The organism is Labrys okinawensis (assembly GCF_047345005.1).
In the GTDB taxonomy this organism is placed as follows: domain Bacteria; phylum Pseudomonadota; class Alphaproteobacteria; order Rhizobiales; family Labraceae; genus Labrys; species Labrys okinawensis.
Window position 1 is genome coordinate 3,167,154 of sequence record NZ_CP178864.1, and the last position, 19,736, is coordinate 3,186,889.

Genomic DNA, 19,736 nt, shown 5'->3' on the forward strand with positions numbered 1-19,736 from the left:
TTCCGGCCCGAATCTGCTGCTCGTCAGGCGTCTTTCTCAATGGATCGACAGCCCGTGTGCGTCCCATTCGTCACGCGGCACGGCCTGGCCGACCTTGTAGTCCAGCGAGATCACCTTCATGCGGTCGGGCGTGGCCGAGCAGGTGAAGGAATATTGATACCACATGCCGCCACTGCGAAAGGCGCCGCCATCGCCCTTCAGCACGTCGCCTGAAATGGCGGGGTCGCCCAGGGCATAGGCGATGACGCTGTCCGGCTTGTTGTAGGGCTGTCCCGCCCGACGCAGGCGCTCCATCAGCTCGATGTCGCAGACCTGCTGGAAGCGGTCCGATGGCGCGAGCTTGGCTAGGCCGGCTTCGGTCTTGCTTTGCCGATTGGTCTGACGAGCGAGGACGGGGGAGACAGCAACGGCCAACAGGGCAATCGAAACCAGTATTCTTTTCATTCATCCAGTCCGGCAAACAACAACATCGCTCTTGGCGCCATGGATCCCAAGCGGCCGATAACCCCGACAGCCTCGATCTACCCTTGAATTGCGCCTTAATCCCGATGGAGGCTTATGCGCTCCCGGCAAGATCAGAGCAGAGCCGGTCCCCGGGACCGATTCTGCCGCGCAACCTAATGTCAGGCTTTGATATTGTCGATCTGATATTAGGGAGAGGCCGCCATGGGAAGGGCGTGCGTGAGCCTACGTCTTTGTGCGTGTTCAACCCTCGCGTGCTGCGTCCACGCTGTAAGGACCAGGGCCGGCGAAGACCAGATAGAGGAAGAAGAAGCAGTACAGGATCGCGGCGTCGCCTCCGTTCAGGGCGGGGAAGAACGACCTGGGAAAGTGAGCCATGAAATAGGCGAAGGCCATTTCGCCCGACAGGATGAAGGCCACGGGACGGGTAAACAGGCCTAGCGCGATCAGGAGCCCGCCAAGCGCTTCAAGCGCGCCCGCAAACCACAACAGGCTAAAGGCCGCGATCACGTGATCGCCGGCAGGAAAGCCGAAGAGTTTCTGGGTGCCATGCTCCATGAAGGCCAGGCCGACAACGACGCGCAGCACGGAGAGGATGGTGGGAGCATGCAGGTGCAGCCCTGTTTCCGAAGATGATTGCGGCATGGGTAACTCTTGGTGTTGTGGTTGCATGTCGGGATAGTGGGACAAGCCGCCTTGCGCCAGACAAGGTGGGTCCGGTTCGGGATCACATCCGATCACGAAACAGTGTGCCTTCCCTGGGATCGCAGGCATCCTTGCCTGCCTCTTCCTTTGCTTGGGGCGTTGTCATTTCCAAGAAACAGGCAAGGATGCCTGCGGTCCCAGGATCTCTCACTCCACGTCCAAGACGCCGCTCTTTCCCGTGGCATAAGGCGGGCGTGGGATGGCGATATGGGCGGCGCGCAGAGCCGCGGACCAGCGTTCGCGCAGGTCGTGGTAATAGGGTTCGCCCGGCTCGATGCGGTGGTTGATCTCGGCCTTGAACGCGTCGCGCCGCGCCACAAGGATGTCGATCGGCATGCCGACGCCGAGATTCGAGCGCATGGTCGAATCCATCGAGATCAAGCCCACCTTCAGGGCGTCACCGATATCGGTATTGTAGTTGACCGCGCGATCGAGGATCGGCTTGCCATATTTATGCTCGCCGATCTGCAGATAGGGCGTGTCGACGGTCACCTCGATGAAGTTGCCGGCGGAATAGATCATGAAAAGGCGCATCTTCCCGCCCTTGATCTGTCCGCCGAACAGGAGGGCAACGTCGAAGCGGCCATTATGCTCCTCCAGGCTCTTGCCGTCCGTGGCGTAGACGGTGCGGATGGCGCGGCCGATCAGCTGCGCGGCCTTGAACATGCTCGGCATGGTCAGCAGCGTATCGAGCGCGCCCGTGTCGGGGTTCTCGATGCCTTCCTGCAGATAGTTGAGCACCGCCTGGCTGACGGAGAGGTTGCCGGAGGTGCACACGACCATGATGCGCTCGCCCGGTTCCTCGATGACATGCAGCTTGCGGAACGTCGCGATATTGTCGATGCCGGCATTGGTGCGGGTGTCGGCGATCATCACCAGGCCCTCGCGAACCGAAATTCCCACGCAATAGGTCATCGACTTAACTCCAAGCCCGCCACTATAAACCCCGCCACCATGAATTCCGCCACCTTAAGCCCGCCGAAGGGCGACACGGCGTGAAACCGAGCCGGGATAGAGCACTCATGCGCGGCGGCCATCCCATAGAACAAGATTCGAAGGGCGCAAACCGGCAAATGGCGCAGGACGGCGGAATATCCAAGGTGCGTTGTTGGTTGCAGGACGGGAGCGGCTCAATGCCCCTGTCGAGCCCGGACGCTTGAATAGATCATGCGGATTATCAGGATGAGCGTGGTCAGCGTGATGAGCACCACCGAGATCGAGGCAATGGCCGGATCGATATTGTCCCGCACGCCGCTCCACATCAGGCGCGGCAGGGTGATGGCGTTGACGCTGGTGATGAACAGCGTGACGCCGATCTCCTCCCAGGACAGGACGAAGGAGAGCATGGCTGCCGTCAGCAGGCCGAACTTGATGTTGGGCAGGACGATTTTCGTGGCGCGTTGCCAGACGGTCGCGCCCATGCCGCGGGCGGCGAGATCGATGCGCCGGTCGACCTGGCTGAGCGCGACCAGGATCAGCACCACGCAGAAGGGCACGATCATCACCACATGGGCGAGCGCCACGCCGAGCCAGGTGTCGTAGCCGACGAGATTGCTCACCTGCGACAGAGCCGTGAGCAGGAAATAGAGCGTCATCGCCGAAACCACGGGCGGCACGATCATCGGAAGCAGCACGAATCCGACGATCGCGGCCGTGAAACGCGGGCGGAACATCCAGATGCCCAGGGCGAACAAAGTCGCCAGCGTGGTCGCGATGACGCTCGAGACCACGCCGATGCGAATGCTGAGCAAGATGGAATTGCCCCAGTCGGGATTGGTGAAGAGTTGCTGGTAGTGCACCAGCGAATAATGGCCGTTGGGCATGGAGAGATAGCGAGCCGGCGTGAACGACACCGGCACGACGGCGAGCAGAGGCATCAGCAGGAACACGGCCACGAGAACTGCGGCGGTGAGGGCGATCAGGCCGGGCCGGTGTGCCGTCATCGCGAGATCCCCGTGTCGCCGAGGCGGGCATAGCGGAAGAGCAGGCCCATCAGGCCGGCGACGATCACGACCAAGGTGACGCTGATGGCGGCGCCGAGGCCCCAGTCGGGGCTCTGGAACATGCGCAGATAAATAAGCTCAGCCGCCATGATCGAGCGCCCGCCACCAAGGATCGCCGGCGTCACGAAGAAGCCGAGGGCGAAGACGAAGACGATCAGCGTAGCGCCGATAATGCCGGAAAAAGTCATCGGCACGAAGACCGACCAGAAGATGCGGGTGGCGCCGGCGCCCATGCCGCGGGCGGCCAGGAAGACGCGTTCATCCAGGCTTCGCATGGCGGAGGCCAGCGGGAAGACCGCAAAGGGAATAAGGAAATGCGTCATGCCGACGATGACGCCGAATTCGTTGCGCACCAGCGTCAGCGGTTCGCTGATGAAGCCCAGACTCTGCAGCCAACTGTTGATCAGGCCGCGACTGGAGAGCAGTGCCAGCCAGCCGAAAGCACGTGTAAGCACCGAGATCCAGAAGGGGATGAGGATGCACAGTTCCGCGATGCGCTGCTGCAGTGGCGTGCCGCGCACCCAGACATAGGCAATCATATAGGCGGCGATAACGGTCAGCACCGTCACGGTGGCGCAGATGCGAAAGGTGCGCACGAACACGGAGAGGACGAGGGGATCGCCTGCCAGGCGGCCATACTGGTCCAGGCCCGGTGAGGGCAAGGTGACGCTCCACTCCGCCACGCCCAGGAAGGGAATAATGTAGACGAGCGTCAGGAAGGCCAGCAGCGGGCCGGTGAGGGCAAGGAAGGAGAAGACCGTGGTGGGCTTTGGCACACGTTGCCTCAATCGAGAAACTTCGAGTGCACGAGCACCTTGCCCGTTCTTCCGCTACCGCGGGCGCGGCTGCTCAAGAACGGCCAAGATGCCCGTGCACCCGCAGTGATCACGCCGAGATGATCTTGGTATAGGCATCCAGCGCGGCACCGTAATTGTCGGCGTACCAGTTCATGTCGAGCGCCACCTGCTTTGTAATATTGGCGGGATCGACTGGGTTGATCCGCTTCTTGTCGTCCGGGATGAGGGCGTCGGTCGCCGGGTTCGCCGGGCCCTGGCCGAGCATGTCGAACATCACCAGCTGCTTCTTCGGATCCTGGGAGCTGGCGATGAACTTCATCGCCGTGTCCTTGCCGCCGGGATTGTTCTTGATCACCGCCATGGCGCCGGGAGAGATCAGGCCCTGGTCCCAGATGAACTTGATCTGGCCATTGGAATCCTGCTCCATGACCGAGGCTCGGGTCGACCACACGAGCGCCATCGAAGCGTCGCCGTTCATCAGCACCTGCTGGCTCTCGGCGCCGCCGCCCCAATAGGAGACGATATTGTCCTTGAAGGCGGCGATCTTGTCGTGGGCGCGCTTGAGGTCGAGCGGGTAGAGCTTCTCGGGAGCCACGCCATCGGCGAGAAGGGCAGCTTCCCACATGCCGGCGCCCCATTTGTACAGTGAGCGCTTGCCCGGGAATTTCTGCACATCGAAGAAATCGGCCATGCCGGTGGGCGCCTTGTCACCGAATTTCGAGGAGTCATAGGCGATCACATAGGAGAAGAAATAGGTCGAGGCGGCGTAGTCCCAGCCAAAGCCTGGGCGGAATTTCGACTTGTCGACGACCTTGTAGTCGATCTGCTCGATCATGCCCTGCTTGCCGAGCGATATGGCGGAAAAGGGATCGGCGTCGACGATATCCCAGGTCGGCTTGCCGCTCTTGAACTGGGCAGTGATGCCGCCCTCGGTCGGTCCCGTGCCGTCCTGCTTGACGACAACGCCGGTTTCCTTCTGGAAGGGCACGCCATAGGCCTGGTCATAGGCCTTGACCGCATCGCCACCCCAATTGACGAAGACGAGCTGGCCGCTGTCAGCGCGGGCCGGGCCGGCGCGCAGGGCGAAGGGGGCGCCGGCGAGGACCATGGCGGCGAGTTGGGCGAAACGGCGGCGGCTGATTTCGCCGCGCTCGACCTTGGAGGCGAGAATTTCGAGACAGTCTTTCTGGAACGCTTCGTTCATGGCCTGGATCCCCTGTTCTATGGTCTGGATGTAGATGTTTAGATTGCTATTCTATCTCTTTGTTATCATTTGTTTAGGTCTGCTCTTTGGTGGAGTCAGGCCTCCTCGGGCAGCAGGAAACCCTTGTCCTTGGGCCAGGTGACCCAGAGCTGCGGTCCCTCGCGCAACGCCTCGGCGGCGCGGTCGGTGGGCAAAGTGAGGCTGAGCGGGGTGCCGCTGCTCGTCGTCAGCGAGATCTTGGTCGCCGGGCCCAGATAGGTGGAGGAGGTGACGGTGCCGGCGAGGCAGTTCAGGCTGCCCGTGGTCGGCGTGGCGCCAACATCCATGTGCTCGGGGCGGATCGCGAGAATGCCGGTCTGGCCCGCATGGCTTTGCGAGGGCACGTCAAGCACGCTGCCGTCACAGGATCCGCGGGCGCTGTAGTTCTCGCGCCGGACGTCCTGCAGGGGCAACAGGTTGATCTCGCCCAGGAACTCGGACACGAAACGGCTGGCCGGCCGCTCGTAGACGTCCTGGGGCGTGCCGACTTGAAGCAACTGGCCGTGGTTGAAAATTGCCACCCGGGATGAAAGCGACAGCGCCTCGCTCTGGTCATGCGTGACAAAGACGAAGGTTGTGCCGAATTCCTGGTGCAGGCGCTTCACCTCTTCCTGCATCAATCCGCGCAAGTGCTTGTCCAGGGCCGAAAAAGGCTCGTCGAGCAGCAGGACGGGCGGCTCGAACACCAGGGCTCGGGCAAGCGCCACGCGCTGCTGCTGGCCGCCGGAGAGCTTGGCGGGAAGCTTGCGCTCATGCCCAACGAGGCCGACCCGCGCCACCATGTCCGCGACGCGCTTACGGATCTCCTCGGCGGGCACTTTGCGGATGTTGAGCGGGAAGGCGATGTTCTGCTCCACCGTCATATGCGGAAAGAGGGCATAGCCCTGGAACACCATGCCGAAGGCACGCTGTTCGGCGGAGAGATTGGTGATGTCGGCACCGTCGCGTGTAAGGCGTCCGTGCGTCGGGCGCTCGAAGCCGGCGAGGATCATCAGGAACGTCGTCTTGCCCGAACCGGAGGGTCCGAGCAGCGTCAGGAATTCGCCGCGCCCGATGTTAAGCGACAGGTCCCGCAAGGCCCGGAAGGTGCCGAAGGTCTTGCCGATGCCCTCGGCGCGGATTTCAGCGGCAGCATGCCCGGTGGCCGCCGGTCCGGCCGCCATGTCAAGCGCTGCTCCTCCGCCCTGCGCCATGCATATACCTCCATCTTGATGCGAAAGCCTATGCGTGATTTTCGTTCACGACAATTGAATGTTGTTGCCTCCCAGGAAAAATTCCATTCACCCCAATTGCACAAGGGACGGGCAGATTACGTCAGGCATAAGCGGGTTTGAAGGCAGGGCTCGTCTGTGAAAGGCAGGCCTTCAGCCAGTCGGCAAAGGCTGTTGAGACCGCGTGTCCGGTCTTGGCATGCTCCATCACCAGAAAATACGAGCGCGGAGACTTGATGGCCCGATCGAAGGGGCGAACCAACTGTCCGACCATCATGGCGGTGCGACAGGTCAACTCGTCGCCCATCGCAATGCCCTGGCCCGCGATGGCTGCTGCAAATACCAGGTTCATGTCGGAGAATATGATACCGCATTCGGTATTGGGGTGCTCGACATTTGTGAGGGCGAGCCAGCGTGTCCAGTCGTCGAAATCGTCGAGATGGAGAAGGGGAGCGCGCAGCACGTCGGGCGGTTCGTTGAGGCCGCCGATCTTGTTGAGCAGCGCCGGGCTGCACAGCGGCGTGAACTCCACCTCGCAAAGAAGCGCCACCGCCCGGTTGGGCCAGTTGCCGTCCCCGAACGCAATGAAGATGTCGACGTCGGGATTGCTGACGTCATCGAGCTTGCGCGGCGTAACCAAGCGCAGCGAGACATCCGGATACATGTCCTGGAACTCCGCGATGTGAGTGCATAGCCACAGCGAGGCAAAGCCGGGCGTGCAACTCACGGTCAGCGAACCACCGATGCCCTTGTTGCCATATTGCACCGAGGCATCCCCAATGACCGTCAGCGCCTTGCGCACTTCATTAGCATAGTGGCGGCCGCGCGCGGTGAGGATGATGCCCTTGCCATGGCGCTCGAGCAGATCGAAGCCGAGGTCGCGTTCGAGCAGGCGTAACTGGTGGCTAACGGCGCTGCGCGTCAGGAAGAGCTCTTCGGCGGCGCGCCAGACGCTGCCGTGACGAGCAAAGCTGTCGAGGGCCCGCAGGGCCTGGGTGGAGGGAATGCGCAAGACAACTCCTGAAGCGGCGGCACCTCTGTCGGGCAAACAGCGTGCCAGATATGGTTGGAATTTGGCGTGAATGGAATTTGCCGAAACAGCCAATACATATCACTTTCTGTGAGCTGCATTCACCGCTTATCCTTCGCTCAGCGGAGGAGGCAAGGCGTGACAAGCGCGGCCCAGTCAACGGCTCTTCAACATGTCGAGGCCAGCAAGGCCGATCTATCGGCCTGGACACGCACGATCTTCGATTTCGGCGAGACGGCCTGGCGCGAGTACCGGTCGGCCGCCTGGTATGTCGAAACCCTGCGTCGGCATGGCTTCAGCGTCGAGGAAGGTTCGGGCGGCATGCCCACTGCCTTCTGCGCGCACTGGACCAGCCCCGCCGGCAGCGGTCCCACCGTCGGCATGTATGCCGAATATGATGCGGTGCCGGGCAATTGCCAGGATGCCGCGACCGTCAAGCGCCCGCGCCCAGGCCTCAGCGAGCATGCCGGCGGCCACACCGATCCCCATTCGGGACTGGGCATCTCCGCCCTTGGCGGCCTGCTCGCTACCCGGCATGCGATGGAGCGCCACGGCCTTGCCGGAACGCTGCGCTTTACCGGCGAGCCGGCCGAGAAGGTGAGGGGCTCCAAGCCCATCCACGCCGCCAAAGGCTACTATGACGGCCTGGACGGCATGCTTTCCTTCCATCCCTTCTACATGCTCCCGCTCTGCAATACGGTTCGCTGGGATACCCATTGCGGCGCCGCCTATGCGATGATCTACCGCTTTGTCTGCGACGAGCCTGAAGCCTGGACGCGGGCGGCCGGCGCGCCGATCCCGCAATCGCACTCGGCTATCCGCGCGCCTGGCGCGAACGATGCGCTGATGATGATGTACATGGCCTCCAAAGCCCTCCGGGACTCGATGCTGACCCATCAGGGCGGCTGGTCGATCAGCGAGGCTATCCTCACGGCCGGGCAGGCGACGGCGGACAACCTGCCCGCGGGGCTAGCCGAGATCCAGTATATGATCCGCGTGCCCGACCTCGACATGGCCGAGCAGGTCACCGCCATGCTCGACCGCAATGCCGACTTGGCGGCGTCCATGACAGGTTGCCGGGTGGAGCGGCACTGGGTCTGCAAGTCGCGGCCCGGCCTTGCCAATCACGCCATGGCCGGCCTCGTCTGGGATTCTCTCAGGACTGTGGGTGCCCCGCTCTGGGGCGAGGAAGCACAAGGGATTGCCCGGCAGATCCAGGCCAATCTTGGCGTCGAGCCGATGGAATACCCCTTTCTTGACGAATGCGAGCGCCTGATCGAACCTGTGGCCGCCGAGGCCATCCTGCGTCGGGACTTGCCGCCCTCGCAGCTCAATTCCACTTCTGACGATTATACCGACATGAGCTGGCATGCCCCGACAGCGCGCTTCTACGTGGCACGGCCGGCCCTGCGCGCGCCCAAGGGCTTCACCTATCCCGGCTGGGTGATGAACGCTCTCGGCGGCATCCCCGAGACGATCGATCCGATGGTCGTATGCGCGGCCAAGACGCTGGCACTGTCGGCTCTCCGCCTGATCGAGGACGGTGAGGCGCGATCCATTGCCTGGCGCGAATTCGAGGAGCGTACGGGCGGCGGCATCGGCGGCTCGAACTGGATCGCGCCGCTTGCAGACTATCCTCCACCCATCGGTTTCCGATGGCCCGAATACATCACCACCATTCGCGGGCGTGAATGGTGGATCCCCACATGATCGAGAGGAATGGACATGGCCTACACGGACCAGGACGATGGTTTCACTCTTCGCCGGCGTAATCTCGCTGGTGGTACCAAGCCTCTGAAAAACTGGGGTTTTCGCAACGAGACAGACAGGCTGACCGATGTGCTGCTGGGCTCGCCCGCCTACCTCAGGCACCTTTCCACGAGTTCCCTGTCGCGCAAGCACCTGCGCGAAGCGCCCGCAAACATCCAGGCGGCGCAGGCCCAGCACAAGGAGCTGGTCTCCGCCTATGAGCATTTCAATGTGAAGGTGCATTGGCTGGAGCCCGAGGTCGAGCTGCCGATGCAGGTCTACTCGCGCGATTCAAGCGTGATGACACCCTATGGCGCCGTCATCACCGCGATGGCGAACTGGTGGCGGCGCGGGGAGAACTACGCTGCCATCCGTGCCTATGAGAAGATGGGCATTCCGATCTACGACATGGTGACGGCTGGCACCTTCGAGGGCGGTGACTTCAACGTCATCGAAGAGGGCTGTGTCCTCATCGGCTGCGGTGGCGCCCGTACGCAGGAAGAGGGCGCACGGCAGGTCGCCGGCTGGTTCGAGAAGGAGGGTTGGGAGACCCGCATTGCCTTCATTGATGAATATTATGTCCATATCGACCTGATGGTGGTGCCGATCGCCCCCAAGCTGACCGCGGTGTGCCTGGCGTGCACCGAGCCTGGCATCGTCGACTGGCTGAAGGGCAAGGGCCATGAGATCATCGACGTGCCCTTCCAGGACACGATGGCGCTCGGTTGCAACTTCATGTCCGTGGGCAATGACCGCGTCATCGCGCCGACCGCGAGCAAGAGCCTGATCGGTCAGCTGCGGGCCCGAGGCTTCGAGGTCGCCGCCGTCGACATGAACGAGATATCGAAAACCGGCGGCGGCATCCACTGCATGGCGCAATCCCTGCGCCGCGCGGCCTGACGCCGCTCCAACCCCTGCAGGAAACCGATGGCAGAACAGGATCGCTCCCTCCCGACCGGCTTCCCCGAGGCTCTCGCCGCGATCGTCGGCGAAGCCCATCTCCGGTTGGGCGAGAGGATCCGTGAACTCGACGTCGGCGAAGATCCGGACAATCTTGGCGCCTCCGCCGTCGTGTCGCCGGCCAGCACGGCGGAGGTGGCGGCGGTAGTGGCACTGTGCGGCCGGCATGGCGTGCCGGTCGTGACGCATGGCGGGCGCACCGGCCTTGTGGGCGGTGGCATTTCCGTGCCGGGTCAGGTCGTGCTCTCGACCCGCCGGATGAACCGCATCGAGCGGCTCGATCCGGATGAGCGCGTGGCCGTGGTCGAAGCCGGCTGCGGGCTGCAGGCCTTGCAGGATGCCGCCCTCCCGCATCGCCTCGACCCCGGCATCGATCTCGCCGCCCGCGGCACGGCGACCATCGGCGGCATGGTTTCCACCAATGCCGGAGGCACCATGGCGTTCCGAAACGGCGTGATGCGCCACCGTGTGCTCGGCCTCGAGGCAGTGCTGCCGGATGGCTCCATCTATTCCGATCTCACCCGGGTGGTGAAGAATGCCGCCGGCTATGATCTCAAGCATCTGCTCATCGGGGCCGAGGGCACGCTCGGCATCGTCACCAAGGCAGCGCTGAAGCTGGAACCGCTGCCGGCGGCGCATGCCGTCGCTCTGTTCAGCTTTCCATCCGTCGCAGCAGCGCTGGCCACCCTGAGCCGGGCGCTCGCCGCCGGGGTGGGGCGGCTGCGTGCTGCCGAGGCGATGTGGGCGAGCTATTTCCACTATGTCGCCCGGCAGTTCAACTGGTCCGCGCCCGGCTTCGATATGTCCCAGGCCGCCTACGTGATTTTCTCCTTGGACGGGGCAGATGAGGAAGGCCTGCAGGGAGAGCTTGCCGAAATCCTCGAGGATCTACAGGGCGATTATCCGCAGATCACGGCGGTGCTTGCCGGTTCGCTTGCACAGGAGCAGGCAATATGGCGGCTGCGCGAAGAATCCGGCGTGATCTATCGCGACTATCCGGATTCGCCGAGCTTCGATGTCTCCGTGCCCCTCTCCGAGCTCGATGCCTATGTGAATCGCATTACGATGGAGCTTGCTGGGATCGAGGAGGGGCTGGCGCCCTTCGTGTTCGGCCATCTCGCCGACGGTAATCTTCACATCATGCTGAATCGAAGTGCCGAGGCGACGTCCGCACCGGTGCTGGCGGCAGTCGAGGGCGTGCTCTACGACAATATAAGGGCCCTCGGCGGATCCTTCTCGGCAGAGCATGGTGTCGGCTCAAAGCGCATCCATGCGCTCTATGCCACGTCCGATCCGGTCAAGCTCAAGCTGATGCAGTCGATCAAGCAGACGCTCGATCCTGCCGGCATCCTGAATCCCGGCAAGGTCGTCGATAGTGCGCGGCTGCGCGGTTGAAGGCATCCCGGCCGGCCTTGTGGCACGCCAGGAAGAGGGCGTGTTCTCGCGGCCCTGATGTTCAATCCGAGCCGGTTTCAACAGAAGTGGGCGAGTAGCGCAAACAGCCAGGTCATTCTGCCGTGTCTCTTGTGGCGAGCTGTGGTAAACGATTACGAAGGCTATAATTGCTCGGCACGGCTTCCGTTGCGTCCGTTATCTTACGCTAGGACATTATCTCCAAAGGGGAGGGGAGCGCTGTCTCGTTAGTCGAAGAGCAAGAATCCTTCGGCGATGTTTCCATTAAATCTGGCTACCTATTCCGATTAGTGCTTGCTACCTACAAAGAAAGATAGTTCACTCAATGCGGAGCTGGCGGTCGGTCTTGGCAGCCCGAGTCTCTGCGTGAGCAGAAATGCCTGCGGAGCGGGGTTACACTACGGATTTCTGGTTAAACTGCGACGATGAGAGAGAAGTATTGGCCTGCTGCTTGCGGGCTTCGTCGAAAGTAATGCGTGCGGAGCACAGAACAAACATATCTTGGAGAGGAAAATGTTCGTGATCTGGCCTGTCGTTATATCGATGACGCTAGGTGTTCTTTGTGGATCCTGGATACCACTGTTTCATTTCGTTATAGTTGCTCTCGTCGAAACGTTTGGGAGTGCGGTCGTAGTTTGGCTTTCCGGCCATGATATGCTGACTGCTATTCTCGGTCTGATCGCGGTTGGGGTGGCTCTGCAGTTTGGTTACGTGTTCGGCATACTCGGTGCATTTGCTGTCTCCCGGCTCTGGCCGAAGACCGAGATGTCCATGGTCAAGTACGCGCCGAAACATGATACGAGCCTGTCGTGACGGTGGACGTCTGTTAACGAAGGCCTAACGGTCCACAGCTTTTCACCAGATTTTTGCGGAACCGCTCCTGTGGATTATGATTAAGTTCGTCCGGCTGAAGCCGATGGCAGGCAATCTGTCCAGCCAGCCGGATCTGTCGAGCCAAGCGGTGTGGTATCGTCCACACGCACTCGATTTCCCCAAAGTCAGGCATCGCTAGACTTCCGCAGGTCGGCGGTAACATGATGCTGGTATCGTCGGACAGTTCGATCCCCGCAGCCGGCCAAACGCCTGGCTGCATTCTGGTGCTGTCCTTCAGCTCTGGGATTGCCCTCGCGCGTGACGCTTGGCGGTCTTCTCGCCAATATCGAAATGAACTTCGAGGCTCTCGCCTTCCCCGCCATAGTGGGCGCCTCGTACCGGTGCGGCGCTGAGGTAGTCGAGCCCGGCGGCGACGCGGATATGATGCACGGTGGGGCAGATTTGCAGAGAGGGATCGAAGCCGACCCAGCCCAGCCCTTCGGCATAGGTCTCCGCCCAGGTATGGCTGGCGCTGCCCGCTTCGCCGTCAGGCTGGTAGAGCAGGCCGCTGATATAGCGCGCCGGGATCTTCAATTCGCGGGCGCAGGCGATGAACAGGTGGGTGAGGTCCTGGCAGATGCCGCTGCGCCCGGCGAAGACTTCGGCGATCGGCGCCGCGGCCTGCCTGGCGTCGCGGTTCCATTCGACACGGTCGTGGATCGCCTCCATCAGCGCGTGACTGGCGACTAGCGGCCCCTCTCCTGTGGGCACGACCTGCCGGGCGAAGCCGCGGATCTGCTCGCTGGCCGTGGTCAGGTCGGTATCGCGCAAATAGAGCGAGACAGGGAAGCGCTCGATCACGCCATGCAGCACGCCGGCATGATCATGCGTCTCCACCTCGCCCTCGACGCGCACATGCAAGGTGTCGATGCTGCCGCTCGCCGTGAAGGCATGTGTGATGTTGCCGAAGGCGTCCTCTGCCACGGTGAGGCGCACATCCTGGTCGATATCGATGCGCCAGCGTGCGACATGCTGTCCATCATGGGAACGCGGCGTCAGGCGCAGCGTCTGGATGATGGACTTCGCCGGGCGTTCGTAGCGATAGGTTGTCTCGTGGGCGACGCGGATACGCATGCAAGTCTCAAAAGGTCAGGTCAGATACTGCTCGGCGATGGCCGTGCTCAGATTATTGTTATCTGTAATGAAGTCCGTGACAAAATCATGCAGGCCGGACTGGAAAACTTCGTCGATGCTCAGATTCTGCAGCCGCGACTGGGTCACGCGCACCAGGCGCTGAGCCGGTCCCTGGCGGCCATAGACCTGGGCGAGCTGGTCGAGATTGCCGCTGAGGTTCTCGTAGCAGGAGGCAAGCGAGCGCGGCATCTGTGTGTTGAGCGTCAGGAGGTCGGCCACCAGCCAGGGCTTGAGGCTCTCCTTGTAGACCCAGTGATAGGCCGTCAGGGCGGAAACTGCGCGCAGGATCGCCGTCCACTGGAAATAGTCGAGGCTGCCGCCGACGCTTTCCGACGGCGGCAAAAGCACGTGATATTTCACGTCGAGGATGCGGGCGGTATTGTCGGCGCGCTCGAGGAAAAGGCCGAGGCGCGCGAAGGCATAGGCATCGTTGCGCAGCATGGTGCGGTAGGCCGAGCCGTCGAACACCAAGGACACACCCTTCACCCATTCCAGGAAGCGCGCCACTTCCTCGCGGCTCATATGGGCGGAGTTGTAGTTCTTGAGCTGCAGCCAGGCGTCATTGATGGTCGACCACATCTCGGCTGTCAGCGCGGTGCGCACGCCGCGAGCGTTGGACCGCGCCATTTCGAAGCAATTGCGGATCGAGGACGGGTTGTCGGCCGAGAAGGCCAGAAACTCCGTCACCGTGCGCTCATTGGCTTCCTCGTGCTCGGCGAAGAAGGCGGGACCGCAGCCGGCGGTCTCCACCGCGCTCTCCCATTCGGTGGTTACGCCGCCATAAGAGGCAGGGAGGGAGGACAGGCGATAGGCCGCATCGAGGATGCGCGCCAGATATTCCGCCCGCTCCACATAGCGGGCCAGCCAGAAGAGGTTATCGGCGGTACGCGATAGCATGTCTATTCGTCCGTGGAGCGTTGAAGGCAGGAGGGCGATGCGAAGCGGACAGACATCATCGGTCGAGAATCCAAATCTTCATCTATCAAGTATCCACGTGTCCTTGGTGCCGCCGCCCTGGCTGGAATTCACCACGAGCGAACCTTCTTTCAGAGCCACGCGCGTCAGGCCGCCAGGTACGATGCGGATCTTGTCGGAGCCGGTAAGCACGAAGGGACGCAGGTCGACATGACGCGGAGCGACGCCTTCCGCCACATAGCAGGGACAGGTCGAGAGGGCCAAGGTCGGCTGGGCGATATAGCCGAAGGGATGGGCTTCGAGCTTGGTACGGAAATCGGCGAGCTGTTCCTTCGTGGCATGCGGGCCGATCAGCATGCCATAGCCCCCCGAACCCGAGACTTCCTTGACCACGAGGTCCTTCAGGTTGTCGAGCACATAGGCGAGCGACTCAGGCTCCCGGCAACGGAAAGTCGGCACATTCTGCAGAATGGGATCCTCGCCCAGAAAGAACCGCACGACGTCGGGCATATAGGAATAAACGGCCTTGTCGTCGGCAACGCCGGTGCCGACGGCGTTGGTGAGCGTGATATTGCCGGCGCGATAAGCCGTCATCAGGCCTGGCACGCCGAGCGCCGAGTCCGGGCGGAAGGCGAGGGGGTCGAGGAACTCGTCGTCGATGCGCCGGTAGATGACGTCGACGCGGCGCGGGCCCTCGGTGGTGCGCATATAGACCACTTCGTCCCGAACGAAGAGGTCGCGCCCCTCGACGATCTCGATACCGAGACGGTCGGCCAGGAAGGAATGCTCGTAATAGGCCGAGTTGTACATGCCGGGGGTCAGCAGCACCACCACCGGATCCTGCGAGGCCGACCGCGGGGCAATGGAGCGCAAGGTGGCGAGAAGCTCGTCCGTGTAATTCTCTACCGGTGCGATGCGATGGCGTGCCACCACCTCGGGGAAGAGGCGCATGGTGACTTCGCGGTTCTCCAGCATATAGGAGACGCCTGAGGGCGTGCGGGCATTATCTTCCAGCACGTAGAAGGTATCGGCATCGACCCGCACGATGTCGATACCGGCGATATGCACATAGACGTCGTGTGGCACGCTTTGGCCGGACATCTCTGGGCGGAAAGCGGGGTTATTGAAGATCAGGTCCTCAGGCACCACGCCGGCGCGCACCACTTCGCGTTTGCCGTAGACATCCTTGATGTACATGTTGAGAGCGCGCACGCGCTGTTCGAGCCCGCGTTTGAGCGTGCTCCATTCCTGAGCCGCCAGGATGCGTGGAATGATGTCGAAGGGGATCAGGCGTTCGGCGCCGTCCTTGTCGCCATAGACGGCAAAGGTAATGCCCATGCGGCGGAAGAGGAGTTCAGCCTCATTGCGCCGGTGGGTCAGAAGTTCCTTTGGGGCAGTGGAAAGCCAGTGCGCGAGATCGGCGTAGGCAGGGCGTATCGTGCCGTCGCTCAGGGTCATCTCGTCAAACGCCACCATCCACTCCTCCACAATTCCAGCCCGCAACTAGTTTTAGCGAGATCAACCGGCGCGGCAAGCGGTCAATATACGCCATACAGACTGAAAGGGAGGAGAGATCGTCTTTGCCTACCAACAGTGCAGCCTGCCTCTGCCCATAGGTTATAATGGCCTAATAAATGTTCTATGGGGACGACGGTTCCTGACGGAATCGCCCTAATTGTCGTTGCCGTCCCAGATGGGGGCACCGGTGCACCTTGCTCAGGCCGCCAGGCCGATCTCGTTGCCCATGACGCGCGAAAGGTTCGCCGCCAGGGCATCGATGGCGGCCCGCACCCTGAGGGGCAGATGGGGCGAGCGTGGCCATAGGGCGTGGACATCGAAGAGCAGCCCGGGAACGTCGGTAAGCACGCGCACGAGTTCGCCACGGCGCACCGGCCCGGCTACCAGCCAGCACGGCAGCCAGGCGATACCCATTCCGGCGACCGTTGCGTCGGCGATGACGTCGAGCGCATCGAACTGGAAGCGGCTCCTGGGCATGATTTCCAAAGGAGCACCCTCCGGGACCGGGAAGAGCCATGCACGCGGCTGGCCTGCCCTCATATACATCACGGCATCATGCTCATGCAGGGCGGCAATGGTCTGGGGTACGCCATGCTCGCGCAGATAGGCGGGCGAGGCGCATAGGGTCATGCGTTGCTGGGCAATCCGGCGGGTCGTGAGGCCGGCGTCGGATTCCAGCGCGCCGTTGCGGATGGCGAGGTCGAACCCGTCCTCGATGAGATCCACACGGCGATCGGAAAGATTGAGATTGAGTTCAAGGCGCGGATGCTGCGCGGCGAGCTTGACCAGCAGAGGCGCGACGCAATGGCGTCCGAAGAGGGCGGGCATGCTGACGCGAAGGCGCCCGGAAACCTCGCGGCGGCCGCTGTCGAGCATCGCCTCGCCGTCGCGGATCTCGGCGAGGGCGCGCAGGCAGCGCTCGTAGAAGATCTGGCCATCCTCCGTCAGGCTCTGGCTGCGCGTGGTGCGGTGGAAGAGGCGCGCGCCCAACCTTTCCTCGAGCTTGGCGACGGTCTTGCCCACGGCGGAACGAGAAAGGTTCAGCCGTTGCGCCGCCGCCGCGAAGCCACCCGCCTCGACGGCTTCGACGAACACGGCGACACCGGTCAAACGGTCAGTCATGGCTGCCTCATTGGAGAATTTTGAGAACCGATGGAGAGAAATCTTATCGCCATCGGTTCCACAAGAACAACAGTACATTTCAGCTCCTTTTGCCGACAGGCAGTCGATGGAGTTGAACATGAGTGAAACTATGAGGCGTTGGTCGATGGATGCGGTGGGACGGGACCGCCTGAAGCTGGAAACCGTCGAGAGGCCGAGGCCCGGGCCGGGCGAGGTGCTGGTGCGTGTCGCCGTGGTGTCCCTGAACTATCGCGACAAGCTGGTGATCGAGACGGGCTTCGGTCTGCCACTCACTTTTCCCTTCACGCCGGCCTCCGACTTGGCGGGCGTGGTCGAGGTCGCGGGTGATGGAGCAACACGCTTCAAGCCAGGAGATCGGGTGATTTCGGCCTTCATTCCCAATTGGATCAGTGGATTGAACAATGGCAATGCGCGCGTGCCGCCCTATCGCACGCTGGGCGGTGTCTTCCCGGGTGTGCTTTCGGAATATGTCGTCTTCCCTGAAGACTGGTTTACCGCCACGCCGGCGAGCCTTGACGATGCGCAGGCCAGCACCCTGCCGGTGGCGGGGCTGACGGCCTGGTTCGCCCTGGTGGAAAGGGGCGGGCCGCTTCCAGGCCGGACGGTGGTGATCCAGGGCACGGGCGGCGTCTCCCTGTTCGGCCTGCAACTGGCCAAGGCAGGCGGCGCGCAAGCGATCGTCACCTCCAGCAGTGCCGACAAGCTGGCGCGCGCCAGGGCGCTGGGTGCCGATCATGGCATTGACCGCAGCCGGGAGGACTGGGTCGAGGCGGTCCTCAGGCTGACCGGAGACCGCGGCGCCGATCATATCATTGAGATCGCGGGCGGCGCTGGTCTCGGCCGCTCGATCCAGGCCGCCGCCATGGGCGGGCGCATCTCTGTCGTCGGCGTGATGGAGGGCTTCGAGGTCTCCGGTCCCGTGGGGCCGATCATGCTCAAGGGCCTTACGATCCAAGGCATCGGCGTCGGCCACCGCACTGCGCAGGAAGCATTCGGCCGCGCCGTGGATGACCTGGGACTTAAGCCGGTGATCGACCGGCGCTATGCCTTCGAGGACGTGCAGGCGGCGCTCGATCACCTCGATCGCGGCGCTTTCGGCAAGATTGTCGTCGATGTGGGTGAGACGCCCGGGGGAGCGACAGCAGCTCCATAGGCACCCCTCATTCCTGAACGATCCCCGGTTGCCCGGTCGGACCACCTGCCAACGACCGGGTCAATCGACAACGCACTGTCTGGCATCCTCCTCCGCCGAAGACACGGGCGTTGGATTTCGTTGAACAAAAAAAGAACTAATCTTGATTTTTTCTCGTTCCCATGTTCTCATCCTTTCCGGAATGAAGCGTCAGCAGCTGGCGAAGGTACACCCCGGCTCCGAACCTTCCATCCACCCCGAGAGCCTATCCAGGCGATAGGCACGCGGCTGTCCTGCTTCTTTCGAAGCCGGCTTCCAGGGGGTGACCAGCGGGACAGACGGGATCGGCACCCCATGGAAGTGCCTCGCGATGGAAGAACCACGCGATCAAGATCTCTGGACGGAGCATCACGGGCAGCCGCCCGGCAATGCCTTCGTCCCTCCTCCCGCCGATGCGGTGAAGACGGCCGATGCCACCGTCCGGCCAGGACGGACGTCGCTCAGCCCCTTTGCCGGGCCGGCTGGGCCGGGTTCGGATGGTCCGTGCCATCGGCTCCCGGCTCGCCTCTGCCTTAGCAAGGCAGAAAAACAGGTGGCCTTGCGCGCCTTGTCAGCGTGTGGGGCGACCGGAACGGGGCGATGGCGTCTGGCACCGACAAGGCGGCCTGCCATCTTCCATGAATCCTGCTTTCACGGCTGCTCCGCAGCCGCCATCGCCCGGTCTCTCTTCATCAACCCAGCCGGAAAGGGCGTGGGAACGAGAGCGCTTGCGCGTGGCGTATACATATCTCGGCCCGTCGAGCCAAAGGCGCGGGAGGCCGAGATGTGGGAATTCGACAGCCCTTCGGAACAGGCGTTTCGCACCTCCCCAAACAGATGCAGCGCGGCGTATTGCAGGAGCATGATGGTCTTGCCGTCGCGGATCTCGCCGCGCGCGATCATCGCCAGCGCTTCGTCGATGGTGACCTCGAACATGTCGATATCCTCGCCCTCCGCCTCATGGCCGCCGCCCTCGCCGATGCGGTCGCCGGGCCGGTAGGTCGCAACGAAGAAGAATAGCTTCTCGGTCACCGAGCCCGGGCTCATATAAGCCTCGAACACCCGCCGCACATGCTGGATGCGAAAGCCGGTCTCCTCCTCGGTCTCGGCCTTGATGCGTTCCTCGGGACTGGCATTGTCGAGCAGGCCCGCCGGCGTCTCGATCAGGAGATCGTCGCAGCCATTGACGAAGGCAGGGTAGCGGAACTGCCGCGTGAGGATCACGGTGCGGCGGTCGGGATCGTAGAGCAGGATGGTGGCGCCGTTGCCCCTGTCATAGGTCTCGCGGCTCTGGCGCTGCCAGCTGCCGTCCCGCCGCTGATAGCTGAAGGTCGTCTTCTTCAGCAAATACCAGTCATCCGACAGCACCTTCACGGCCTCGACCCGCACGCGATCCGCCACGCTCATCC

General features: G+C 62.7%; 17 protein-coding genes and 1 pseudogene. 5 read left to right on the forward strand and 13 right to left on the reverse strand.

The window, feature by feature from the left end; translation table 11 throughout:
* Positions 1-36: 36 nt before the first annotated feature.
* The 8 genes from ACMDCR_RS14775 to ACMDCR_RS14810 form a co-directional block, all read right to left on the reverse strand.
* Positions 37-444, reverse strand: coding sequence for a DUF930 domain-containing protein (locus ACMDCR_RS14775; RefSeq protein ID WP_413993232.1), 408 nt, complete (start codon positions 442-444; stop codon positions 37-39).
* Between the two features lie 261 nt (positions 445-705).
* The gene (locus ACMDCR_RS14780; RefSeq protein ID WP_413993233.1) at positions 706-1,107 is read right to left on the reverse strand and encodes a DoxX family protein; all 402 of its coding nucleotides are present in this window, start codon (positions 1,105-1,107) and stop codon (positions 706-708) included.
* Between the two features lie 207 nt (positions 1,108-1,314).
* A complete protein-coding gene (locus ACMDCR_RS14785) occupies positions 1,315-2,082 on the reverse strand; it encodes a peptidase (RefSeq protein ID WP_413993234.1) in 768 nt (255 codons plus the stop codon).
* Positions 2,083-2,297: 215 nt separating this feature from the next.
* Complete coding sequence (locus tag ACMDCR_RS14790; protein WP_413993235.1) at positions 2,298-3,110, reverse strand: ABC transporter permease; 813 nt, start codon at positions 3,108-3,110, stop codon at positions 2,298-2,300.
* Positions 3,107-3,946 (reverse strand): ABC transporter permease, encoded by an 840-nt coding sequence (locus tag ACMDCR_RS14795; protein ID WP_413993236.1) that lies wholly within the window; start codon positions 3,944-3,946, stop codon positions 3,107-3,109. The genes ACMDCR_RS14790 and ACMDCR_RS14795 overlap by 4 nt, the downstream gene beginning before the upstream one ends.
* 109 nt (positions 3,947-4,055) lie before the next feature.
* Positions 4,056-5,171, reverse strand: a complete 1,116-nt coding sequence (locus ACMDCR_RS14800) for an ABC transporter substrate-binding protein (protein ID WP_413993237.1) — start codon at positions 5,169-5,171, stop codon at positions 4,056-4,058.
* A gap of 95 nt (positions 5,172-5,266) precedes the next feature.
* Positions 5,267-6,373, reverse strand: coding sequence for an ABC transporter ATP-binding protein (locus tag ACMDCR_RS14805; protein ID WP_413993625.1), 1,107 nt, complete (start codon positions 6,371-6,373; stop codon positions 5,267-5,269).
* A gap of 151 nt (positions 6,374-6,524) precedes the next feature.
* Positions 6,525-7,433, reverse strand: coding sequence for a LysR substrate-binding domain-containing protein (locus ACMDCR_RS14810; RefSeq protein WP_413993238.1), 909 nt, complete (start codon positions 7,431-7,433; stop codon positions 6,525-6,527).
* Between the two features lie 156 nt (positions 7,434-7,589).
* Between ACMDCR_RS14810 and ACMDCR_RS14815 the strand changes: the two genes are divergently transcribed.
* The 4 genes from ACMDCR_RS14815 to ACMDCR_RS14830 all read left to right on the forward strand — a co-directional run bounded on the left by ACMDCR_RS14815 (position 7,590) and on the right by ACMDCR_RS14830 (position 12,386).
* Positions 7,590-9,161 (forward strand): amidohydrolase, encoded by a 1,572-nt coding sequence (locus ACMDCR_RS14815; RefSeq protein WP_413993239.1) that lies wholly within the window; start codon positions 7,590-7,592, stop codon positions 9,159-9,161.
* A 15-nt stretch (positions 9,162-9,176) separates the two neighbouring features.
* Positions 9,177-10,100 (forward strand): dimethylarginine dimethylaminohydrolase family protein, encoded by a 924-nt coding sequence (locus ACMDCR_RS14820; protein ID WP_413993240.1) that lies wholly within the window; start codon positions 9,177-9,179, stop codon positions 10,098-10,100.
* Between the two features lie 27 nt (positions 10,101-10,127).
* Complete coding sequence (locus tag ACMDCR_RS14825; RefSeq protein ID WP_413993241.1) at positions 10,128-11,555, forward strand: FAD-binding oxidoreductase; 1,428 nt, start codon at positions 10,128-10,130, stop codon at positions 11,553-11,555.
* A 531-nt stretch (positions 11,556-12,086) separates the two neighbouring features.
* On the forward strand, positions 12,087-12,386 hold the full coding sequence (locus ACMDCR_RS14830) for a hypothetical protein (protein WP_413993242.1): 300 nt from the start codon (positions 12,087-12,089) through the stop codon (positions 12,384-12,386).
* 294 nt (positions 12,387-12,680) lie between these two features.
* Here the strand turns inward: ACMDCR_RS14830 and ACMDCR_RS14835 are convergent, their stop codons facing one another.
* The 4 genes from ACMDCR_RS14835 to ACMDCR_RS14850 form a co-directional block, all read right to left on the reverse strand.
* A complete protein-coding gene (locus tag ACMDCR_RS14835; protein ID WP_413993243.1) occupies positions 12,681-13,520 on the reverse strand; it encodes a transglutaminase family protein in 840 nt (279 codons plus the stop codon).
* A gap of 15 nt (positions 13,521-13,535) precedes the next feature.
* Positions 13,536-14,477: an alpha-E domain-containing protein gene (locus tag ACMDCR_RS14840; protein WP_413993244.1), complete on the reverse strand. Its 942-nt coding sequence runs from the start codon at positions 14,475-14,477 to the stop codon at positions 13,536-13,538.
* Positions 14,478-14,555: 78 nt separating this feature from the next.
* A complete protein-coding gene (locus tag ACMDCR_RS14845; protein ID WP_413993245.1) occupies positions 14,556-15,971 on the reverse strand; it encodes a circularly permuted type 2 ATP-grasp protein in 1,416 nt (471 codons plus the stop codon).
* 240 nt (positions 15,972-16,211) lie between these two features.
* A complete protein-coding gene (locus tag ACMDCR_RS14850; protein ID WP_413993246.1) occupies positions 16,212-17,135 on the reverse strand; it encodes a LysR family transcriptional regulator in 924 nt (307 codons plus the stop codon).
* Positions 17,136-17,253: 118 nt separating this feature from the next.
* Here ACMDCR_RS14850 and ACMDCR_RS14855 point away from each other — a divergent pair, with 118 nt between their 5' ends.
* Positions 17,254-18,309: a zinc-dependent alcohol dehydrogenase family protein gene (locus tag ACMDCR_RS14855; protein ID WP_413993247.1), complete on the forward strand. Its 1,056-nt coding sequence runs from the start codon at positions 17,254-17,256 to the stop codon at positions 18,307-18,309.
* 849 nt (positions 18,310-19,158) lie between these two features.
* Here the strand turns inward: ACMDCR_RS14855 and ACMDCR_RS14860 are convergent.
* Positions 19,159-19,734, reverse strand: a pseudogene (locus tag ACMDCR_RS14860) (NUDIX domain-containing protein); the annotation flags it as partial.
* Between the last annotated feature and the right edge of the window lie 2 nt (positions 19,735-19,736).